This is a genomic window from Brachybacterium ginsengisoli (assembly GCF_002407065.1).
In the GTDB taxonomy this organism is placed as follows: Bacteria; Actinomycetota; Actinomycetes; order Actinomycetales; family Dermabacteraceae; genus Brachybacterium; species Brachybacterium ginsengisoli.
This window is the reverse complement of record NZ_CP023564.1, coordinates 2671842-2687720: the sequence shown is the minus strand read 5'-3', so window position 1 is coordinate 2687720 and position 15879 is coordinate 2671842. Positions and strand designations below refer to the sequence as shown.

Here is a 15879-nt window from a genome sequence, read left to right as displayed (position 1 = left end):
GCCCTCGTACACTGGAGCGAACCCCCTTCGACGCCAGATCCCCAGGAGCCGCAGTGCCGAGTCCTTCCCGCCCGGGCGCATCCCGCCCGGCCATGTCATCCGAGCTGCGCGAGGTCTACGCGGCGCTGCTCGAGCGGGCGCCGGAGAACCGGATCGAGCCGGATCTCTCGCGGATCACCCGCGTCATGGAGCTGATGGGGGACCCGCAGAACTCCTATCGGTCGATCCGCATCGCCGGGACCAACGGCAAGACCACCACCGCCCGCATCCTCGAGCGGATCCTGCGCGAGGCCGGGCTGCGCACCGGTCGCACCACGAGCCCGCACCTGCACTCGCCGGTGGAGCGGATCGCGATCGACGGCGTCCCGATCGACGAGGAGGGCTTCCTCCAGGCCTACGCGGACGTCGAGCCGTTCGCCGCCATCGTCGACGCCGAGCAGTCGGCCGCCGGGGGAGTGCGCCTGACCTACTTCGAGTACCTCACCGCGATGGCCTTCCAGGCCTTCGCCTCCGCGCCCGTGGACGTGGCCGTCGTCGAGACCGGTCTGGGCGGCACCTGGGACGCGACCGGCGCGGTCTCCCCGGACGTCGCCGTGGTCACCCCGATCTCCCTGGATCACCAGGACTATCTCGGCGACACGATCGCGGAGATCGCGGCGGAGAAGGCCGGCATCCTCACCGCCGACGCCACCGCGATCATCGCCTCCCAGCCCTACCAGGACGCCGCCGACGTACTGCGCGAGCGGATCACGGAGCTCGGCGCCGAGGCCGCGGTCGAGGACCAGCAGATCGGGCTGCTCTCGCACACCCCAGGGGTCGGCGGGCAGATGCTCTCGTTCCAGGGCATCGCCGGCCGTTACGAGGAGGTCTTCCTCTCCCTGCTCGGCGAGCACCAGGCGCGCAACGCCCTGCTCGCCGTCGCCGCGGCTGAGGCCCTGCTCGGGGACGGCCGCACCGCCCTGGACGGCGAGATGCTGAGCGCCGCGCTGTCGAGCGTCACCTCGCCGGGCCGCGCCGAGGTGGTGCGCCAGGCCCCCACGGTCCTGCTGGACGCAGCCCACAACCCCGCCGGTGCCCTGACCCTGGTCGAGACGGTCCGGGAGAACTTCCGCTTCACCCGCACCATCGGCCTGGTCGGCATCCTGGAGGAGAAGGACGCCGAGGAGATCCTCGAGGTCCTCGAGCCGCTCCTGGACAGCGTGGTCATCTCCCAGTCGAGCTCGCCGCGGGCGATCCCCGCCGATCGCCTGGCGGACCTCGCACGGGACATCTTCGAGGACGAGGACCGGGTGCTCGAGCAGGCGAACCTGCCCGACGCGATCCAGGCGGCCGTGGACCTCGCCGAGGAGGGCGGGGACCAGTTCGGCGGCGTCGTGGTCGCCGGTTCGGTCACCCTTGCTGCCGAGGTGCGCGACCTGCTCGGCGTCCCCGAGGAGGACTGAGCATGGATCTGGACCTCACCCCGTCCCCGCGCCCGCACGGCGCGCAGCGGATGTTCTCCGCCACGATCCTCGTCATCGAGGCGTTCGTGGTGTTCTTCGCCGTGCTGGCCGCGCACCAGCTCGTCCCCGAGGACCGGGTCCTCACCTGGGTCTGGGGACTGCTCACCGTGCTCGCCCTGCTCCTGTGCTCCGGGATGCTGCGTCGCGGGGCCTGGCCGTACTGGCTCGGTCTGCTCCTGCAGCTGCCGGTGATCCTCCTGGGCCTCCAGGTCACGCCGATGTGGGTGGTGGGTCTCGGCTTCGCCGCCCTCTACGCCTACGGCGCGTTCAAGGGGCATCGGCTGGATCAGGAGAAGGACGCGGTGGACGCGTCGGTGCTCGCGTCCCGTGCCCGCGAGGACAGCGCGGACGGGTCCACGACGGACTGAGCGGGGCCGGTCGTCGGACTCGCGGCGCGTGCCCGACGCTCCGAACCGCCCCTGCGCCTCGCGTCCCCGGATCCGTGGGTACCCTGGAACCATGACCGCACAGCGCACACTCGTCCTGCTCAAGCCCGACGCCGTCCAGCGCGGCCTGCGAGGAGAGATCCTCCGCCGCATCGAGGCCAAGGGCTATGACATCCTCGCCCTCGCCCAGCGCACCGCGACCTCCGAGGAGCTCGCCGCGCACTACGCCGAGCACGAGGGCAAGCCGTTCTACCCCGGCCTGGTCGAGTACATGGGCGCCGCCCCCCTGGTCGCGATCGTCGCCGAGGGCGTGAACGTCATCCCGGGCTTCCGCTCGCTGGCCGGCGCCACCAACCCCACCGAGGCAGCGCCCGGCACGATCCGCGGAGATCTGGCCTGCGAGCAGGACCTCCCCGTCATCCAGAACCTCGTCCACGGCTCCGACTCGGAGGAGTCCTCCGCCCGCGAGATCGCGATCTGGTTCCCCGAGCTCGGCTGAGACCGATCATGAACGGTGAGGCGCGCCGCACGGCGCGCCTCACCGCACGCCCGCCCCGGCGTGCAGAATAAGACCCATGAACGCAGTCCTCGTCGTCATCGCCTTCCTGGCCTTCGCCGTGCTGCTCGCGGTGGGGATCCTGCTCGTGGTCGCGCTCCCTCAGCTGAGGACGCCGCCCGAGGAGGACGGCGAGGAGACCGCGAACCGACGGCACACCTCCCGCACCGGTCGCTGAGAGCGCCCCCCGCGCACCCACGGGGGAGGGCGCTCAGGACATCTGCCTAGACTGGGGCCGTCCTCGCCGCATCGTCGGCTTTCCCGACCTCGGAGGTGACCCGTGGATCCTGATGCCCTCCTCGCACTGATCGCCGGCAGCGGTGGTGGTGTGCTCGTGCTCGGCGCCGGCGCCTGGGCCTACCTCCGCAGCCGAGGGCGCAAGCCCCCGACGGACGATTCCGCCGGCCGCGACGGAACGTCGGGCGACCGTGACGCCGGAGCCTCCCGCAGCACGACCGCGGTCAAGGAGCGGCCCGCCGCTCCGACCTGGGACGACACCCTCTCGGCGCCGGCCCCGAAGGCGTCGGCCGCCTCGAAGGCCCCCTCGGAGACGGCCCCGACGGGCGCGCCCGCCGGGACCGAGGAGGCGCCCTCCACCCAGGACGTCCCCTTCGATCAGGAGGCCGCTCCGGAGACCGGCACCGTCGAGGACTCCTCGACCGATGCTCCTGACACCACCGCGCCGGCCGTCCCGACGGAGCAGCCCGCCGACGTCGAGCACGCGGAGGCTCCGGCCGGAGAGGTCGAGGCCGCCGCATCGCCGGACGTCGAGGCGCAGACCACCGAGGCGCAGCCCGCCGACGCGCAGCCGGAGGTCTCCCCGACTCCCGCGGCCGCCGGCCCCGTCATCGAGACGCCCGAGGCCCCGGCCGACCGCATGGTGCGCCTGCGCGAGAGGCTCTCCCGTTCCGGCGCCCTCGGACGCGGCATCCTCACCCTGCTCACCCGCGGCACCACCGTGGACGAGAGCACCTGGGACGAGATCGAGGAGACGCTGCTCATGGCGGACCTCGGCCCCGACGCCACCGACGAGATGCTCGAGAACCTCCGCCGTCGCCTGCAGGTGCTCGGCACCGACGACGCCGACGCCGTGCGCGAGGCGCTGCGCGAGGAGCTCGTCGCCCTGGTCGACCCGACCCTCGACCGCCGGCTCGCCGCGACGCGGCGGGAGGCGCCCGATGGCACCGAGGTGCCCTCGGTGCTCCTCATGGTGGGCGTCAACGGCACCGGCAAGACCACCACGGTGGGCAAGCTGGCCCGCGTCCTCGTCGCCGCCGGCCGCACCGTCGTGCTCGGCGCCGCCGACACCTTCCGCGCCGCCGCCGCCGACCAGCTCGCCACCTGGGGTTCGCGCGTCGGCGTCGACACCGTGCGCTCGGACCGCGACGGCGCCGATCCCGCCGCCGTGGCCTTCGACGCGGTCAAGGAGGGCATCGCGCAGGAGGTCGACGTGGTCATCATCGACACCGCCGGGCGCCTGCAGAACAAGAAGGGCCTGATGGACGAGCTCGGCAAGGTGCGCCGTGTCGCCGAGAAGGGCCTCCACGGCGACCAGGTCGCCGAGGTCCTCCTGGTCATCGACGCGACCACCGGGCAGAACGGCATGCAGCAGGCGAGGGTCTTCTCCGAGGCCGTCAGCATCACCGGCCTGGTGCTCACGAAGCTCGACGGCACCGCCAAGGGCGGCATCGTCGTGAACGTGCAGCGCGAGCTCGGGGTCCCGGTGAAGATGGTGGGCCTGGGCGAGGGGATGGACGATCTCACCCCCTTCGACCCCCACGGCTTCGTCGACGCCCTGCTCGAGGGCTGAACGCGGCATCCGGGTCCACCCGGACCGGACGCACGGAGGCGGCGCACCCTGCAGGGTGCGCCGCCTCCCTGCATCGTTGGGGGGGGGAGCGCTCAGTCGAAGTGGGCCTTCGGGATGATCCCGTGCACGCCGACGGTCCGATCCACCACCTGGGAGATCGTGAAGTCCGCGGCGGCCGAGAGATAGGCGTAAGCGGTCGCCCGGTCCATACCGCGCTCCTGCTCGAGGAAGTCCAGCGCGTTGACCACGGCGACGCGCATGGCGACGTCCAGGTCCCCTCCCTGCCCGTTCGCGCTGCCGTCGGGATCCGAGAGGCCGATGGGGATCCACGCCTCGGGCGTCTCCGCGAACGGGTACCGGTGTGCGAGCGCCGGGGCGTCGCCCTCGCCCTTCTTGCACACGGTCAGCCGGAAGGTCCCGCGCAGCGATCCCTCCATCGCGGTGAGCGCGACCTCGCCGTCACCCATGGCGTGGTGCGGGTCGCCCACGTAGAACAGGGCGCCCTCCGCGGACACCGGCAGGTAGAAGGTCGACCCCTCGCCCAGCAGGCGGATGTCGATGTTGCCGCCGCCGAGCGTGGGCGGGATCGAGTTCGCCGTCGGGTCGGTGGGGTCGCTCGCCGTGGAGCGGGCCACGCCCATCATCCCCATGAAGGGACGCAGCGGGAACCGCACCTTCGCGGCGCCATGGTCCATCACCCCGTGCCCGTCCTCGATGCGGGTGAAGGTCGAGACGTTCCCCCACTGCGTCGGGTCGCTCTCCTGCGCCGTCCGGGTCGACGGCGGCGGCATGACCTGTGCCTCGGTGATTCCCGCAGGCGCTCCGTCGCTGGCGGTCACGGCGAGCGCGCCCTTGCCGTGCCGGCTGGAGACCACGCCGTAGGGGACCCGGGGGACCGCCTCGAGCGTCTCGATCTTCAGCACGTCCCCCGGCATCGCGCCCTCGACGAATACTGGGCCGGTCACCACGTGCGGTCCGTCCAGCGCGAAGTCCCTCGGGGTGCGGTCGTAGTCGGCGGCGATCGAGACGGCGTCCTCGAGCACCTCGGCGTCGTCCACCCCGTGTTCACCGAAGAAGGCGCGTGGATCGCGCCCCTGGTCCTCGAGGATCCCCTCGTGGGAGAGCGCATCGATGGTCACCGTCTGACCTGAGGCCATCTGCAGGCTGGGCGCCGTGTGGACGGTCGGGACGTAGCCCCACAGCACCGAGTCCGGCTCCGAGGCGAGGTAGTGGTCCCCGCTCGGGCTGCCGCTGCCGGGCTGCAGGATCTGCGGCGCGGCCGAGGCGCTCGGACCGGCAGGGGCGGCGGAGGGCCGGGACGGTGCGCACGCCCCCAGCAGTCCCGCCGAGGCGCCCAACGCGGCGCTGACCTACAGCAGGCGGCGCCGGCCGAGACCTCCCTCGAGGAGAGCGGCGGCCTGGGATCCGAACGGAGCGCGGGGCATGGTTGTCCTTCTGCGGGGAGTGTGGGGTGGCCAGACGGCGCCGTGACGCCGGGAGACCGACGCTAGGAGTGCCGAGAACGCGTTCCCTCCACGTCCCACGGAGCGGCACTTCGGGTCACGGAACGGTCACGGGGGCCCCTCGGCCTAGGTGAAGGAGCCCCTCGGCCACACGATGTCCGGGACGACCTGCCAGGTCGCCCGGTCCGAGAGACGGCCCCGCCGCCCGGACCGGTCCTCCGCCACCAGGAGCCGACATGGAGAACTTCTCCCTCGACACGGGGGCGACCGCCTGGATCCTCACCAGCGCCGCTCTCGTGCTGCTGATGACACCCGGGCTGTCCCTCTTCTACGGAGGGATGGTGCGCGCCCGCACCGTCCTGAACATGATGCTGATGTCCTTCAGCGCCATCGCCGTCGTGGCGATCGTCTGGACGGTGGCGGGATACTCGATCGCCTTCGGCTCCGACGTCGGCGGCCTGTTCGGCAACCCCCTGGAGTTCCTGGGCCTCGCCGGCTCGGACGACCAGTCGCTGCTGGCCGAGAGCGGCGTGCCCTTCATGGTCGCCGCCGGCTTCCAGATGACCTTCGCGATCATCTCCGCGGCCCTGATCTCCGGCGCGATCGCCGATCGCGTCAAGCTCGGCACCTGGATGGTCTTCACCGCGGTGTGGGTCCTCGTGGTCTACGCACCCATCGCGCACATGGTCTGGGGCGGCGGCCTCCTCAGCGGTGACGGGCCGTTCGCCGCCATCGCCGAGCCGGTCGACTTCGCCGGCGGCACCGTGGTCCACATCAACGCCGGCGTCGCCGGACTCGTGCTGGCCCTCGTGGTCGGCGCCCGCAAGGGCTTCGGCAAGGAGCCGATGAAGCCGCACAACCTGCCGCTCGTGATGCTCGGCGCGGCGCTGCTGTGGTTCGGCTGGTTCGGCTTCAACGGCGGCTCCGCCGGCACGGCCGACGGCACCGCGGGCCTCGCCTGGGTCAACACCACCGTCGCCACCGCCGGTGCGATGCTGGGATGGGCGCTCGTGGAGCGGATCCGCGACAAGCACATCACCTCGCTGGGCATGGCCTCCGGCGTCGTGGCCGGTCTGGTCGCGATCACTCCGGCCGCGGCGGCGCTGACCCCGATCACCTCCATCGTCCTGGGCCTGGCCGCCGGTCTCGCCTGCGCCCTCGCCGTGGGCCTGAAGTACCGCTTCGGCGTGGACGACTCGCTCGACGTGGTCGGCGTGCACCTCGTGGGCGGTCTGGTCGGCACCATCGGCATCGGCTTCCTCGCCGCCGACGGCGGCCTGCTGCTGGGCGGCGGCGTGAACCTGCTGATCGTCCAGACCCTCATCGCCGTGGCCGCGATGCTCATCTCGGGTGTCCTCACCGCCGCGATCGCGATGGTGCTGGCCTACACCATGGGCTGGCGGATCCCCGAGGCGGACGAGCGGGCGGGGATCGACATCACCCACCACGCCGAGGCCGGATACGATCTGGGAGGCACCCTCGCCACCCGACGGGAGCGCGTCCCCGCCCAGCACGGCTCCTTCCCCCTGGACCACTCCGGGACCGAGCCGCGCAACCCTGCCCCCGCCCAGGAGCCTGTCCCCGCCCCTGCTGAGGAGCAGATCCAGCCCGTTGCCACAGGAGAGACCCGATGAAGCTCATCACCGCGATCATCCAGCCGCACGCCCTCCAGCCGGTCATCGACTCCCTGCGCGAGTACGGGGTCAGCGGGCTCACCGTCACCGAGGTCGCAGGCTACGGTCGCCAGGGCGGACACACCGAGGTCTACCGCGGCGCCGAGTACACGATCGACACCATCCCCAAGCTCAAGCTCGAGGTGCTCGCCCAGGAGGAGGATGTCGACGCGCTCATCGACCTCATCCTCGCCGCCGCCCGGAGCGGCCGCATCGGAGATGGCAAGGTCTGGACCACCGAGGTCGGCACCGTCGTGCGCGTGCGCACCGGGGAACGGGGGGCGGATGCCCTCTGAGGAGCTCTCCTCCCGTCGGATCACCCAGGTGCTCCACGAGGGCTTCGCGGATCCCACCGCCGGCCCCTCCCGCCGTCGCACCCAGTCCGATCTCGTCGAGGTCTGGCTGCGCGAGCTGTGGGAGGGCGCCGGCGCGCCGGCGAGCGGTGCGGCGCTCGCCGCGATCGGTTCCCTCGGCCGCCGCTCGCTCGGCCCCGCGAGCGACCTCGACCTGGTGCTCCTGCTGGACCCGGAGCAGGTCGACGAGGAGCACGCGTCCACCCTCGCCACCGCCCTGTGGTACCCGATCTGGGACTCCGGGACGTCGCTGGACCACTCCGTGCGCAGCCCCGCGGAGTGCGAGGAGGTCGCCGGGACCGACCTGCGCGCCGCGATCTCCCTGCTGGACCTGCGCACCATCGCCGGGGACGAGCGTCTCGTCCATGACGCCGCCACCCGGGTGCGCGGCCAGTGGCGTCGCGAGGCGCGCCGTCGGGCCGGCGAGCTCGCGGAGCTCGCCGAGGATCGCACCCGCCGCTACGGCTCCCTCGCCCACTCCTCCGAGCCGAACCTCAAGTCCGACCGCGGCGGCCTGCGCGACATCACCGTGATCCGCGCGATCGCGGAGAGCTGGCTGGCGGATCACGACCACGCGGTGGTCGACGCCGCCGCCCACACCCTGCGCGACGCGCGGGACGCGCTCCAGGCCGTCACCGGCGGCTCCGGCACCCGGCTCCGCCTCGCGGACCAGGACGCCGTCGCGGCGCTGACCGGACACGCCACCGCCGACGAGCACCACATGGTGCTCGCGGAGGCCGCCCGCGCCGTGACCTGGGAGCTGCACCGCACGGTCCGCGCGGCCCAGGCCGCCACGGCCCCCGGCGGCCAGGGCACCCGCGGTGCGGGCACCGACCGTCGGCCCGCGCTCGAACGTCACCCCCACGGGGTGCTCGTGCAGTCGGGCGAGGTGTCCGTGGACACCACCGTCCAGGACCCGCTGCGCGACCTGGCCGCGGTGCGGCACGCGGCCACCACCGGCCTCCCGCTGGCTGACGCCACCCTGGCCCGCATGGCCCAGGCGCCCGGCGCTCCGCTCACCGCCCCGCAGCGCGACGTGCTCGTGGACGCCCTGGCGGGGGAGCACCTCGCCGATGTCTACGAGGCCCTGGACGTCAAGGGCATCGTCGAGCGCTGGGTGCCCGGATGGTCCGCCGTCCGCAACCGTCCCCAGCACTCGCCCGTGCACCGCTACACCGTGGACCGCCACCAGATCGAGACCGTGCTCGAGGCGCAGCGGATGCTGTCCCGCGTGAGCCGACCAGACCTGCTGCTGGTCACGGCGCTCCTGCATGACCTCGGCAAGCGGGCCGATGCCCGCGACCACTCCTCGGAGGGGGCGCCGCTCGCCGAGGCCGCCGCGCGTCACCTCGGCTTCACCGAGGCCGATGTCCGCGTGATCGGGACCCTGGTGCGCGAGCACCTGACCCTCATCGGCCTGGCCACCGGCCGCGACCTCGCGGACCCGGCGACGCTGCGCGAGCTGCTCACCGCCGTGGGCGAGGACCTGGAGACCTTCGAGCTGCTGCGCGCCCTCACCGAGGCCGACGCGATCGCCGCCGGTCCTGCCGCATGGTCCGCATGGCGGGCCGACCTCGTGGACCACCTCAGCGAGCGCGCCCGGGACACCCTGCGGGGCACGGCCTCCGCGCCGCGGCTCCGCCTCGCCCCTCAGCGCTCCGCCCAGGAGGCGGTGCGGGACGCCGTGCTGCGCACCGGCGGCGCGCAGGTGATCTACCCCGCCCCGCTCGAGGACGAACCCATCTCCCAGCTGTGCCTGGGCGCCCCGGACGGCGCGGGCGTCTTCGCCGCGATGGCCCGAGTGCTGGTGAGGCTGCGCCTGGACGTGCACAGCGCGGTGGTCAGCACCCTCGACGGCATCGCCGTGAACACCTGGTGGGTGGCCGGGCTGCCCTCGGAGCTGCCGCACCCCTCGGTGCTGCGCTCGGCCCTGGACCGCGAGCTGGCCCATCGGGACCGGCCCGACGCCCGCGTGCTCGAGCTGCCGCCCGCCCCGCCACCGCGCACCGCCGAGGACACCCCGGTGGTGACCCTGCTGCCCGGTGCCTCCCGGGAGGCGACCGTGGTGCAGGTCAACGCCCGCAACCGGCCCAGCCTGCTGGCGGACCTCGCCGAGACCATCACGCTGCACGGCCTGCTGGTCCGCAGCGCGCACGTGATGACCCTCGGCCGACGGGCCGTGGACGTCCTCTACCTCACCGATCAGCACGGCCGGGCGCTGGATCCGCCCACCGTCGGCCGCATCGTCGCCGCGCTGATGGACGCCGCCGCCACCTGAGCGCTCCGGCCCGGCCCGCCTCCGCCCTGCGGCGGCGGGCCGGGGTGGTGGTTCTCTCCTGTGGCCCATCGCGCGCATCCTGGGGTGTCGGCGCGGAGCGCACTACACTGATGCGGTCCATACGACCAAGGGGAAGCGCTTCGTGTTCAACAACCTCTCCGATCGCATCACAGCATCGCTGAAGGGTCTGCGCGGCCATGGCCGCCTCACCGAAGCGGACGTCGACAAGACGATCCGCGAGATCCGCCGAGCCCTGCTCGACGCCGACGTCGCCGTGTCGGTGGTGCGCGACTTCACCGGCCGGGTCCGCGAGCGCGCCCTGGGCGAAGAGGTCTCCAAGGCCCTCAACCCTGCCCAGCAAGTCGTCAAGATCGTCAACGACGAGCTGGTCGAGGTGCTCGGCGGCGCCACCGGCGAGCTGCACTGGGCGAAGAACCCGCCCACCGTGATCATGCTGGCCGGCCTCCAGGGCGCCGGCAAGACCACGCTCGCCGGCAAGCTCGCGACGTGGATGAAGTCGGAGGGCCACACCCCGCTGCTGGTCGCCGCCGACCTCCAGCGCCCCAATGCCGTCAACCAGCTGCAGATCGTCGGCGAGCGCGCCGGCGTGCCGGTCTTCGCCCCCGAGCCGGGCAACGGCGTGGGCGATCCGGTGCTGGTCGCCATGAACGGCGTCTCCACCGCCCAGTTCCAGCAGCATGACGTGGTCATCGTCGACACCGCCGGCCGTCTCGGCATCGACGAGGAGATGATGGAGCAGGCGCGGAACATCCGCGATGCCGTCAACCCCCACGAGACCCTCTTCGTGGTCGACGCGATGATCGGCCAGGACGCCGCCCGCGTGGCCGAGGCCTTCCGCGACGGCGTGGGCTTCACCGGCGTGGTGCTCTCCAAGCTCGACGGCGACGCCCGCGGCGGTGCCGCGCTGTCCATCACCGGCGTCACCCAGCGCCCGATCCTCTTCGCCTCCACCGGTGAGAGCCTCGAGGACTTCGAGCGCTTCCACCCGGACCGCATGGCCAACCGCATCCTCGACATGGGTGACGTGCTCACCCTCATCGAGCAGGCGGAGAAGGCCTTCGACCAGGAGGAGGCCGAGAAGGCCGCCGCGAAGCTGGCCTCCGGCGAGGACTTCACCCTCGACGACTTCCTGAACCAGATGCAGCAGCTCAAGAACATGGGCAGCATCAAGAAGATGCTCGGCATGCTGCCGAACATGGGCCAGTACCGCGAGGCGCTCGACAACTTCGACGAGGGCGAGATCGGCAAGGTCGAGGCGATCATCCGCTCGATGACCCCCGCCGAGCGCAACGACCCCAAGATCATCAACGGCTCCCGCCGCAACCGCATCGCCAAGGGCTCCGGCACCACGGTCCAGCAGATCAACCAGCTGCTGGAGCGGTTCAAGCAGGCCCAGCAGATGATGCGCACCATGGGCAAGGGCATGGCCGGCGGCGGGATGCCCGGCATGCCCGGCGGTCCCGGCATGGGCATGGGCAAGAAGTCCCGGGGCAAGCAGGCCCCGCAGAAGCAGGTCAAGAAGGGCAAGTCCAAGAACCCCGCGAAGGCGGCGCGCGAGGAGGCCGAGGCCGCTCGTCGCGCCTCCGAGGCAGGGTCCGCCGGGGGCTCCACGGGCGGCTCGGCCTTCGGTGCGGGCGCCGGGCAGGGCGGTCAGACGGATCTCTCCGACTTCGACCCCAGCCAGCTCCCGCCGGAGATGCAGAAGCTCTTCGGCAACAAGTGACGCCGCGGCGCGGGCCTGCTCGGCCCGCGCCACCCCGCCCGGCCCGCGTCACCCCGCCCGGCCCGCGTCACCCCGCCCGGCCCGGCCCGCGCCACCCCGCTCGGCCCGGCTCGGCACGCGCTATCCCCGGTGACCGCCGGGTCATGCGCGGTTCTGATCCAGGATCTGGTTCAGAACCGCGCATGACCTGCGGGTAATCGGCCGGGAAGCGTTCCTCCCCAGCGATGAGTCATGCACATCGGCCTGGGATGCCCGGTCTCGAGATCGACGGCTGCCTAGGGTGCGGCGATGACGCTCCGCCGTGCCACCGACCTCCTCCCGGGCCGCCTCTACTCGCGCCGCGGCCTGCGTGAGCAGGGCATGCACCCGCGGGTTCTCGCATCGGATGAGATCGCGACGCCGGTGGCCGGGTACTGCTCCCGCGCCGACGCTCCTGCTCCGCTGGTCCGCGTCGCGCTCCTGGTGCAGACCGTCCTCGTCCCGGGCTCCGTCATCTCGCACGCGACCGCTGCGGAGCTGCTCGGCCTCCCGCTGCCCCTCGAGCTCACGCGTGCGGGCGGCGCACCGCTGCACTGCACGATCCTTCGAACCGCTGAGGACACCGGCGGCGGACGCCGACGGACGCGGCAGAGCCTCGTCGTGCACGCCGCGACCGCTCTCCCCAGCAGCCGCCTGCGGGGCCTCGCCATCACCCCGCCGCTGGAGGTCCTGCGGCAGATCGTCTCGAAGCTGTCCCATGACGACCTCGTGGCCTGCCTCGACTCTCTCGCCGCGAGACGGCATGGGGCAGCGGTGCACGTCCCTCTTCCTCTGATCCTGCCCGACGTCGGGCGGCTGCGCGGGCCCGGATCCGTCGCGGTGCGCCGTGCCGCGACGGACGCCCGTGCGGAGGTCTGGTCGCCGATGGAGACTCGCACCCGGCTCCTCCTGCGGCGACACGGCTTCCCGGAGCCGACGCCGAACCTCCGCGTCCGTGAGGAGGCGACGGGACGGACGTTCGTCATCGGTCTGGCGTATCCGGCGGCGAAGGTCGCGGTCGAGTACGACAGCGAGGAGCATCGTCTCAACCGTCGGCAATGGCAGAAGGACCTGCACAAGAACGAGGTGCTCCATCAGCTCGGCTGGTCCGTGGTGAGGCTGTCGGTCGCGGATCTGCTCGATCCCGCCGATGCGATCGCGCGACTCACCGCCGCAGGCGCCCGGAACGATCTCTGACTCTCCCGCTCCCGCGCCCGCGCCTGTACCGCCCGAGCCCGCGCCTGTACCGCCCGCGCCCCCGCCCGCCCGGCCCGATACCGCTCCCGCCCAGGCTGCGGAGGCGCGGTTCTGATCCAGGATCTGGTTCAGAACCGCGCCTCGGCGGATGAGCGAGCCGGGTGGGGGAGGGGAACGCCGCCGGGCGCAGCCCCGCCCTCGCCCTGCCGTCTAGGCTCGTCGGCATGTCCGCTGACCTTCCGCGCCCGGTGCGCCGTGATCCCGTCCTGCGACTGACCGGCCCGCTCCTGCTGGGCCCCGAGCAGGAGATCCTCGGGGCGTGGGTGGTGGGAGGCCGGATCCACCACGAGCGACCTGAGCTGCCCGCGGGCGTCGAGATCCGCGAGCTCGACGGCGTGGTGGTGCCCGGGCTCGCCGACCTCCACTGCCATCTGGGCATCGGCGACGGCGGCGGGGGCACCACGCTGGCGGAGGCCCGTCGGCAGGCGATCACGGATCGCGACTCCGGGGTGCTCCTGATACGGGACGCCGGCTCGATCATCGACAACTCGCCGCTGCAGCGGCAGGACGATCTGCCACGACTGATCCGCTGCGGCCGCCACCTGGCCCGCACCCGGCGCTACCTCATCGGATACGCGGACGAGGTCGAGCCCGAGGACCTCCCCGCCGCGGTGACCCGCGAGGCCCGGCGCGGTGACGGCTGGGTGAAGCTGGTGGGGGACTGGATCGACCGGGCGGTGGGTGATCTGGACCCCTGCTGGGACGCCGACGGCTTCCTCGCCGCGGCCGACGCCGCCCATGCCGCGGGAGCCCGGATCACCACCCACACCTTCGACGAGGCGACCCTGCCCCTCGCACTCGACGCCGGCTTCGACTGCCTCGAGCACGCCACCGGGCTGACGGACGGGACGATCACCCGTGCCGCGCAGCTCGGGGTCCCCGTCGTCACCACCCTCGTCAACGTCGGCGAGTTCGAGGCCTATGCGAGTCAGGGCGAGCGGAAGTTCCCCGCCTACGCCGCGCACATGCGCCGCCTGCGCGCGGCCCGCTTCGACCGCACCCGGGACGCGCACGACGCCGGGGTCCAGCTGCTGGTGGGGACCGACGCCGGGGGAGTGCTGGGCCACGGCATCGTCCACGACGAGCTCGACGAGCTCGCCCGAGCCGGTCTGGACCCCACCGCGATCCTGGACGCCGCGGCCTGGGCGCCCCGAACCTTCCTCGGGGTGCCAGGCCTCGAGGACGGAGCGCCCGCGGACCTCCTCGTCCTGCCCGGCGACCCCCGCACCGATCATCGGGTGCTGCGCCGACGGAGCCATGTAGTGCTGGGCGGACGGATCGTCGCGGGCCGTTGAGAGCCCTGCCGGGTCTGTCCCGGCCGACCCCACCGGACCCCGCCCGTGACCGACGTCGCCGGGCGACCGCGGCGACCGGATCGAGATTCCCTCGCCGAGCGGTGTCCGAGCGACCGGACATACCGATACCGTCGGGGGATGCACTCCGAGGATGAAGCGCACCGGCCGCCTGCCGCCACCGAGACCACCGGATCCGCCGCGGCGTCGGACGGCACCGCCGACGGCTCCGGACCTCCGCCCCGCTGGAAGCTCATCGGTCCCGGCCTCGTGGTCGCGGCCACCGGCATCGGCGCCGGGGACCTCGTGGCGACCCTGGTCGCCGGCTCCCGGTACGGCTACGCCCTGCTCTGGGCTGCGATCGCGGGCGTGATCATCAAGATCGTCCTCGTCGAGGGCGCCGGCCGCTGGACCCTCGCCACCGGGCACTCGATCTTCGAGGGCTGGCGGCGCGTGGGCCGCTGGACCTCCTGGTACTTCGGTCCGTACATCATGATCTGGGGCTTCGTGTACGGAGCGACCGCGATGAGCGCCTCCGCGCTGCCGCTGGCTGCCCTGATCCCGCAGGTGCCCGTGCTCGGGGACGTCGAGTGGATCGCGCAGATGCCCTTCATGGTCTATGCGGTCCTCTCGGGGCTGATCGGCGCCGCGCTGGTCTGGATGGGGCGGTACCACGCCCTCGAGAAGCTCGTCGCGATCCTCGTGGGCGTCATGTTCGTGACGGTCGTGGGTGCCGCGGCGGTCACCGTCCCGAATCTTGGCGAGATCGTCGGCGGCCTGGTGCCGCGCATCCCCGACGGCGGGCTGATCTACACCCTGTCGATCGCCGGCGGCGTCGGCGGCACGATCACCCTCGCCGCCTACGGGTACTGGCTCACCGAGAAGGGCTGGTCCACCCCGCGCTGGATGAAGGTCATGCGGATCGACAACGCCATGGCCTACGTCATCTCCGGGATCTTCGTCGTCGCGATGCTCATCGTCGGCGCCGAGCTGCTGTACTCCTCCTCCATCGCGATCGGGGAGGGGGACCGCGGGCTGCTGGATCTCTCGGACGTGCTCGCGGACCGCTACGGCACCGTGTTCAGCTGGGTGTTCCTGATCGGCTTCTGGGCCTCGTCGTTCTCCTCCGTGCTCGGGGTGTGGAACGGCGTCTCGGTGATGTTCGCGGACTTCTGGGGCCACGTGCGCGGCAAGGCGGAGGATCATCCGGACCGCCGTATCGGCGGGAAGTACTACCGCTTCTACGTCCTGTGGCTCACGATCCCGCCGATGCTGCTGCTCCTGCTGGGCAAGCCGGTGCAGGTGATCATCGCCTACGGTGTGCTGGGGTCCTTCTTCATGCCGTTCCTGGCGGTCACCCTGCTGGTGCTGATGAACTCCCGCCACATGCCCGCCGCCTGGCGGAACGGGCCGGCCGGGAACATCGCGCTCGCCGTGGTGACCCTGCTGTTCGTGGTGCTCGGCGTCTCCCAGCTGCTGGACGCGCTGGGCGGAGGGTGAGGCCACGACGCGCCGTGTGCCCCGGTGCACACGGCGACGAGTGGATC

Annotated in this window: 13 protein-coding genes; 12 read left to right on the top strand and 1 reads right to left on the bottom strand. The window is 72.5% G+C overall.

Annotated elements, in window-relative coordinates:
* Positions 1–92 precede the first annotated feature (92 nt).
* The 5 genes from CFK41_RS11980 to ftsY all read left to right on the top strand — a co-directional run bounded on the left by CFK41_RS11980 (position 93) and on the right by ftsY (position 4254).
* Entirely contained in the window at positions 93–1442 is a 1350-nt protein-coding gene (locus CFK41_RS11980) for a bifunctional folylpolyglutamate synthase/dihydrofolate synthase (protein ID WP_151904741.1), read from the top strand.
* A 2-nt stretch (positions 1443–1444) separates the two neighbouring features.
* On the top strand, positions 1445–1870 hold the full coding sequence (locus tag CFK41_RS11975; RefSeq protein ID WP_096799866.1) for a DUF4233 domain-containing protein: 426 nt from the start codon (positions 1445–1447) through the stop codon (positions 1868–1870).
* 91 nt (positions 1871–1961) lie between these two features.
* Positions 1962–2387, top strand: coding sequence for a nucleoside-diphosphate kinase (gene ndk / locus CFK41_RS11970; RefSeq protein ID WP_096799865.1), 426 nt, complete (start codon positions 1962–1964; stop codon positions 2385–2387).
* A 76-nt stretch (positions 2388–2463) separates the two neighbouring features.
* On the top strand, positions 2464–2622 hold the full coding sequence (locus CFK41_RS17940) for a hypothetical protein (RefSeq protein ID WP_169928812.1): 159 nt from the start codon (positions 2464–2466) through the stop codon (positions 2620–2622).
* Between the two features lie 102 nt (positions 2623–2724).
* Positions 2725–4254, top strand: coding sequence for a signal recognition particle-docking protein FtsY (gene ftsY, locus CFK41_RS11965; RefSeq protein WP_096799864.1), 1530 nt, complete (start codon positions 2725–2727; stop codon positions 4252–4254).
* A gap of 92 nt (positions 4255–4346) precedes the next feature.
* Here ftsY and CFK41_RS11960 read toward each other — a convergent pair whose 3' ends face one another.
* Positions 4347–5612, bottom strand: coding sequence for an acetamidase/formamidase family protein (locus tag CFK41_RS11960; RefSeq protein WP_227873063.1), 1266 nt, complete (start codon positions 5610–5612; stop codon positions 4347–4349).
* A gap of 341 nt (positions 5613–5953) precedes the next feature.
* On the opposite strand from CFK41_RS11960, the gene CFK41_RS11955 reads away from it, so the two are divergent.
* The 7 genes from CFK41_RS11955 (at position 5954) to CFK41_RS11925 (ending at position 15832) form a co-directional block, all read left to right on the top strand.
* Positions 5954–7351: an ammonium transporter gene (locus tag CFK41_RS11955; protein ID WP_169928811.1), complete on the top strand. Its 1398-nt coding sequence runs from the start codon at positions 5954–5956 to the stop codon at positions 7349–7351.
* Positions 7348–7686, top strand: a complete 339-nt coding sequence (locus CFK41_RS11950; protein ID WP_096799863.1) for a P-II family nitrogen regulator — start codon at positions 7348–7350, stop codon at positions 7684–7686. The genes CFK41_RS11955 and CFK41_RS11950 overlap by 4 nt, the downstream gene beginning before the upstream one ends.
* Positions 7676–10021: a [protein-PII] uridylyltransferase family protein gene (locus CFK41_RS11945; RefSeq protein ID WP_096799862.1), complete on the top strand. Its 2346-nt coding sequence runs from the start codon at positions 7676–7678 to the stop codon at positions 10019–10021. Before CFK41_RS11950 ends, CFK41_RS11945 begins: the two co-directional genes overlap by 11 nt.
* 142 nt (positions 10022–10163) lie before the next feature.
* Positions 10164–11765, top strand: coding sequence for a signal recognition particle protein (ffh, locus tag CFK41_RS11940; protein ID WP_096799861.1), 1602 nt, complete (start codon positions 10164–10166; stop codon positions 11763–11765).
* Positions 11766–12053: 288 nt separating this feature from the next.
* Positions 12054–12980, top strand: coding sequence for a PDDEXK family nuclease (locus tag CFK41_RS11935; RefSeq protein WP_096799860.1), 927 nt, complete (start codon positions 12054–12056; stop codon positions 12978–12980).
* Between the two features lie 224 nt (positions 12981–13204).
* Positions 13205–14335 (top strand): amidohydrolase family protein, encoded by a 1131-nt coding sequence (locus tag CFK41_RS11930; RefSeq protein ID WP_096801063.1) that lies wholly within the window; start codon positions 13205–13207, stop codon positions 14333–14335.
* Between the two features lie 138 nt (positions 14336–14473).
* Positions 14474–15832, top strand: coding sequence for an Nramp family divalent metal transporter (locus CFK41_RS11925; RefSeq protein ID WP_096799859.1), 1359 nt, complete (start codon positions 14474–14476; stop codon positions 15830–15832).
* Positions 15833–15879: the final 47 nt, after the last annotated feature.

What these genes read in the sequence shown, in the direction of transcription:
- CFK41_RS11980 (WP_151904741.1), top strand. Translation starts at nt 93, where the DNA reads ATGTCATCCGAGCTGCGCGAGGTCTACGCGGCGCTGCTCGAGCGGGCG.
- CFK41_RS11975 (WP_096799866.1), top strand. Translation starts at nt 1,445, where the DNA reads ATGGATCTGGACCTCACCCCGTCCCCGCGCCCGCACGGCGCGCAGCGG.
- ndk (WP_096799865.1), top strand. Translation starts at nt 1,962, where the DNA reads ATGACCGCACAGCGCACACTCGTCCTGCTCAAGCCCGACGCCGTCCAG.
- CFK41_RS17940 (WP_169928812.1), top strand. Translation starts at nt 2,464, where the DNA reads ATGAACGCAGTCCTCGTCGTCATCGCCTTCCTGGCCTTCGCCGTGCTG.
- CFK41_RS11955 (WP_169928811.1), top strand. Translation starts at nt 5,954, where the DNA reads ATGGAGAACTTCTCCCTCGACACGGGGGCGACCGCCTGGATCCTCACC.
- CFK41_RS11950 (WP_096799863.1), top strand. Translation starts at nt 7,348, where the DNA reads ATGAAGCTCATCACCGCGATCATCCAGCCGCACGCCCTCCAGCCGGTC.
- CFK41_RS11945 (WP_096799862.1), top strand. Translation starts at nt 7,676, where the DNA reads ATGCCCTCTGAGGAGCTCTCCTCCCGTCGGATCACCCAGGTGCTCCAC.
- CFK41_RS11935 (WP_096799860.1), top strand. Translation starts at nt 12,054, where the DNA reads ATGACGCTCCGCCGTGCCACCGACCTCCTCCCGGGCCGCCTCTACTCG.
- CFK41_RS11930 (WP_096801063.1), top strand. Translation starts at nt 13,205, where the DNA reads ATGTCCGCTGACCTTCCGCGCCCGGTGCGCCGTGATCCCGTCCTGCGA.
- CFK41_RS11925 (WP_096799859.1), top strand. Translation starts at nt 14,474, where the DNA reads ATGCACTCCGAGGATGAAGCGCACCGGCCGCCTGCCGCCACCGAGACC.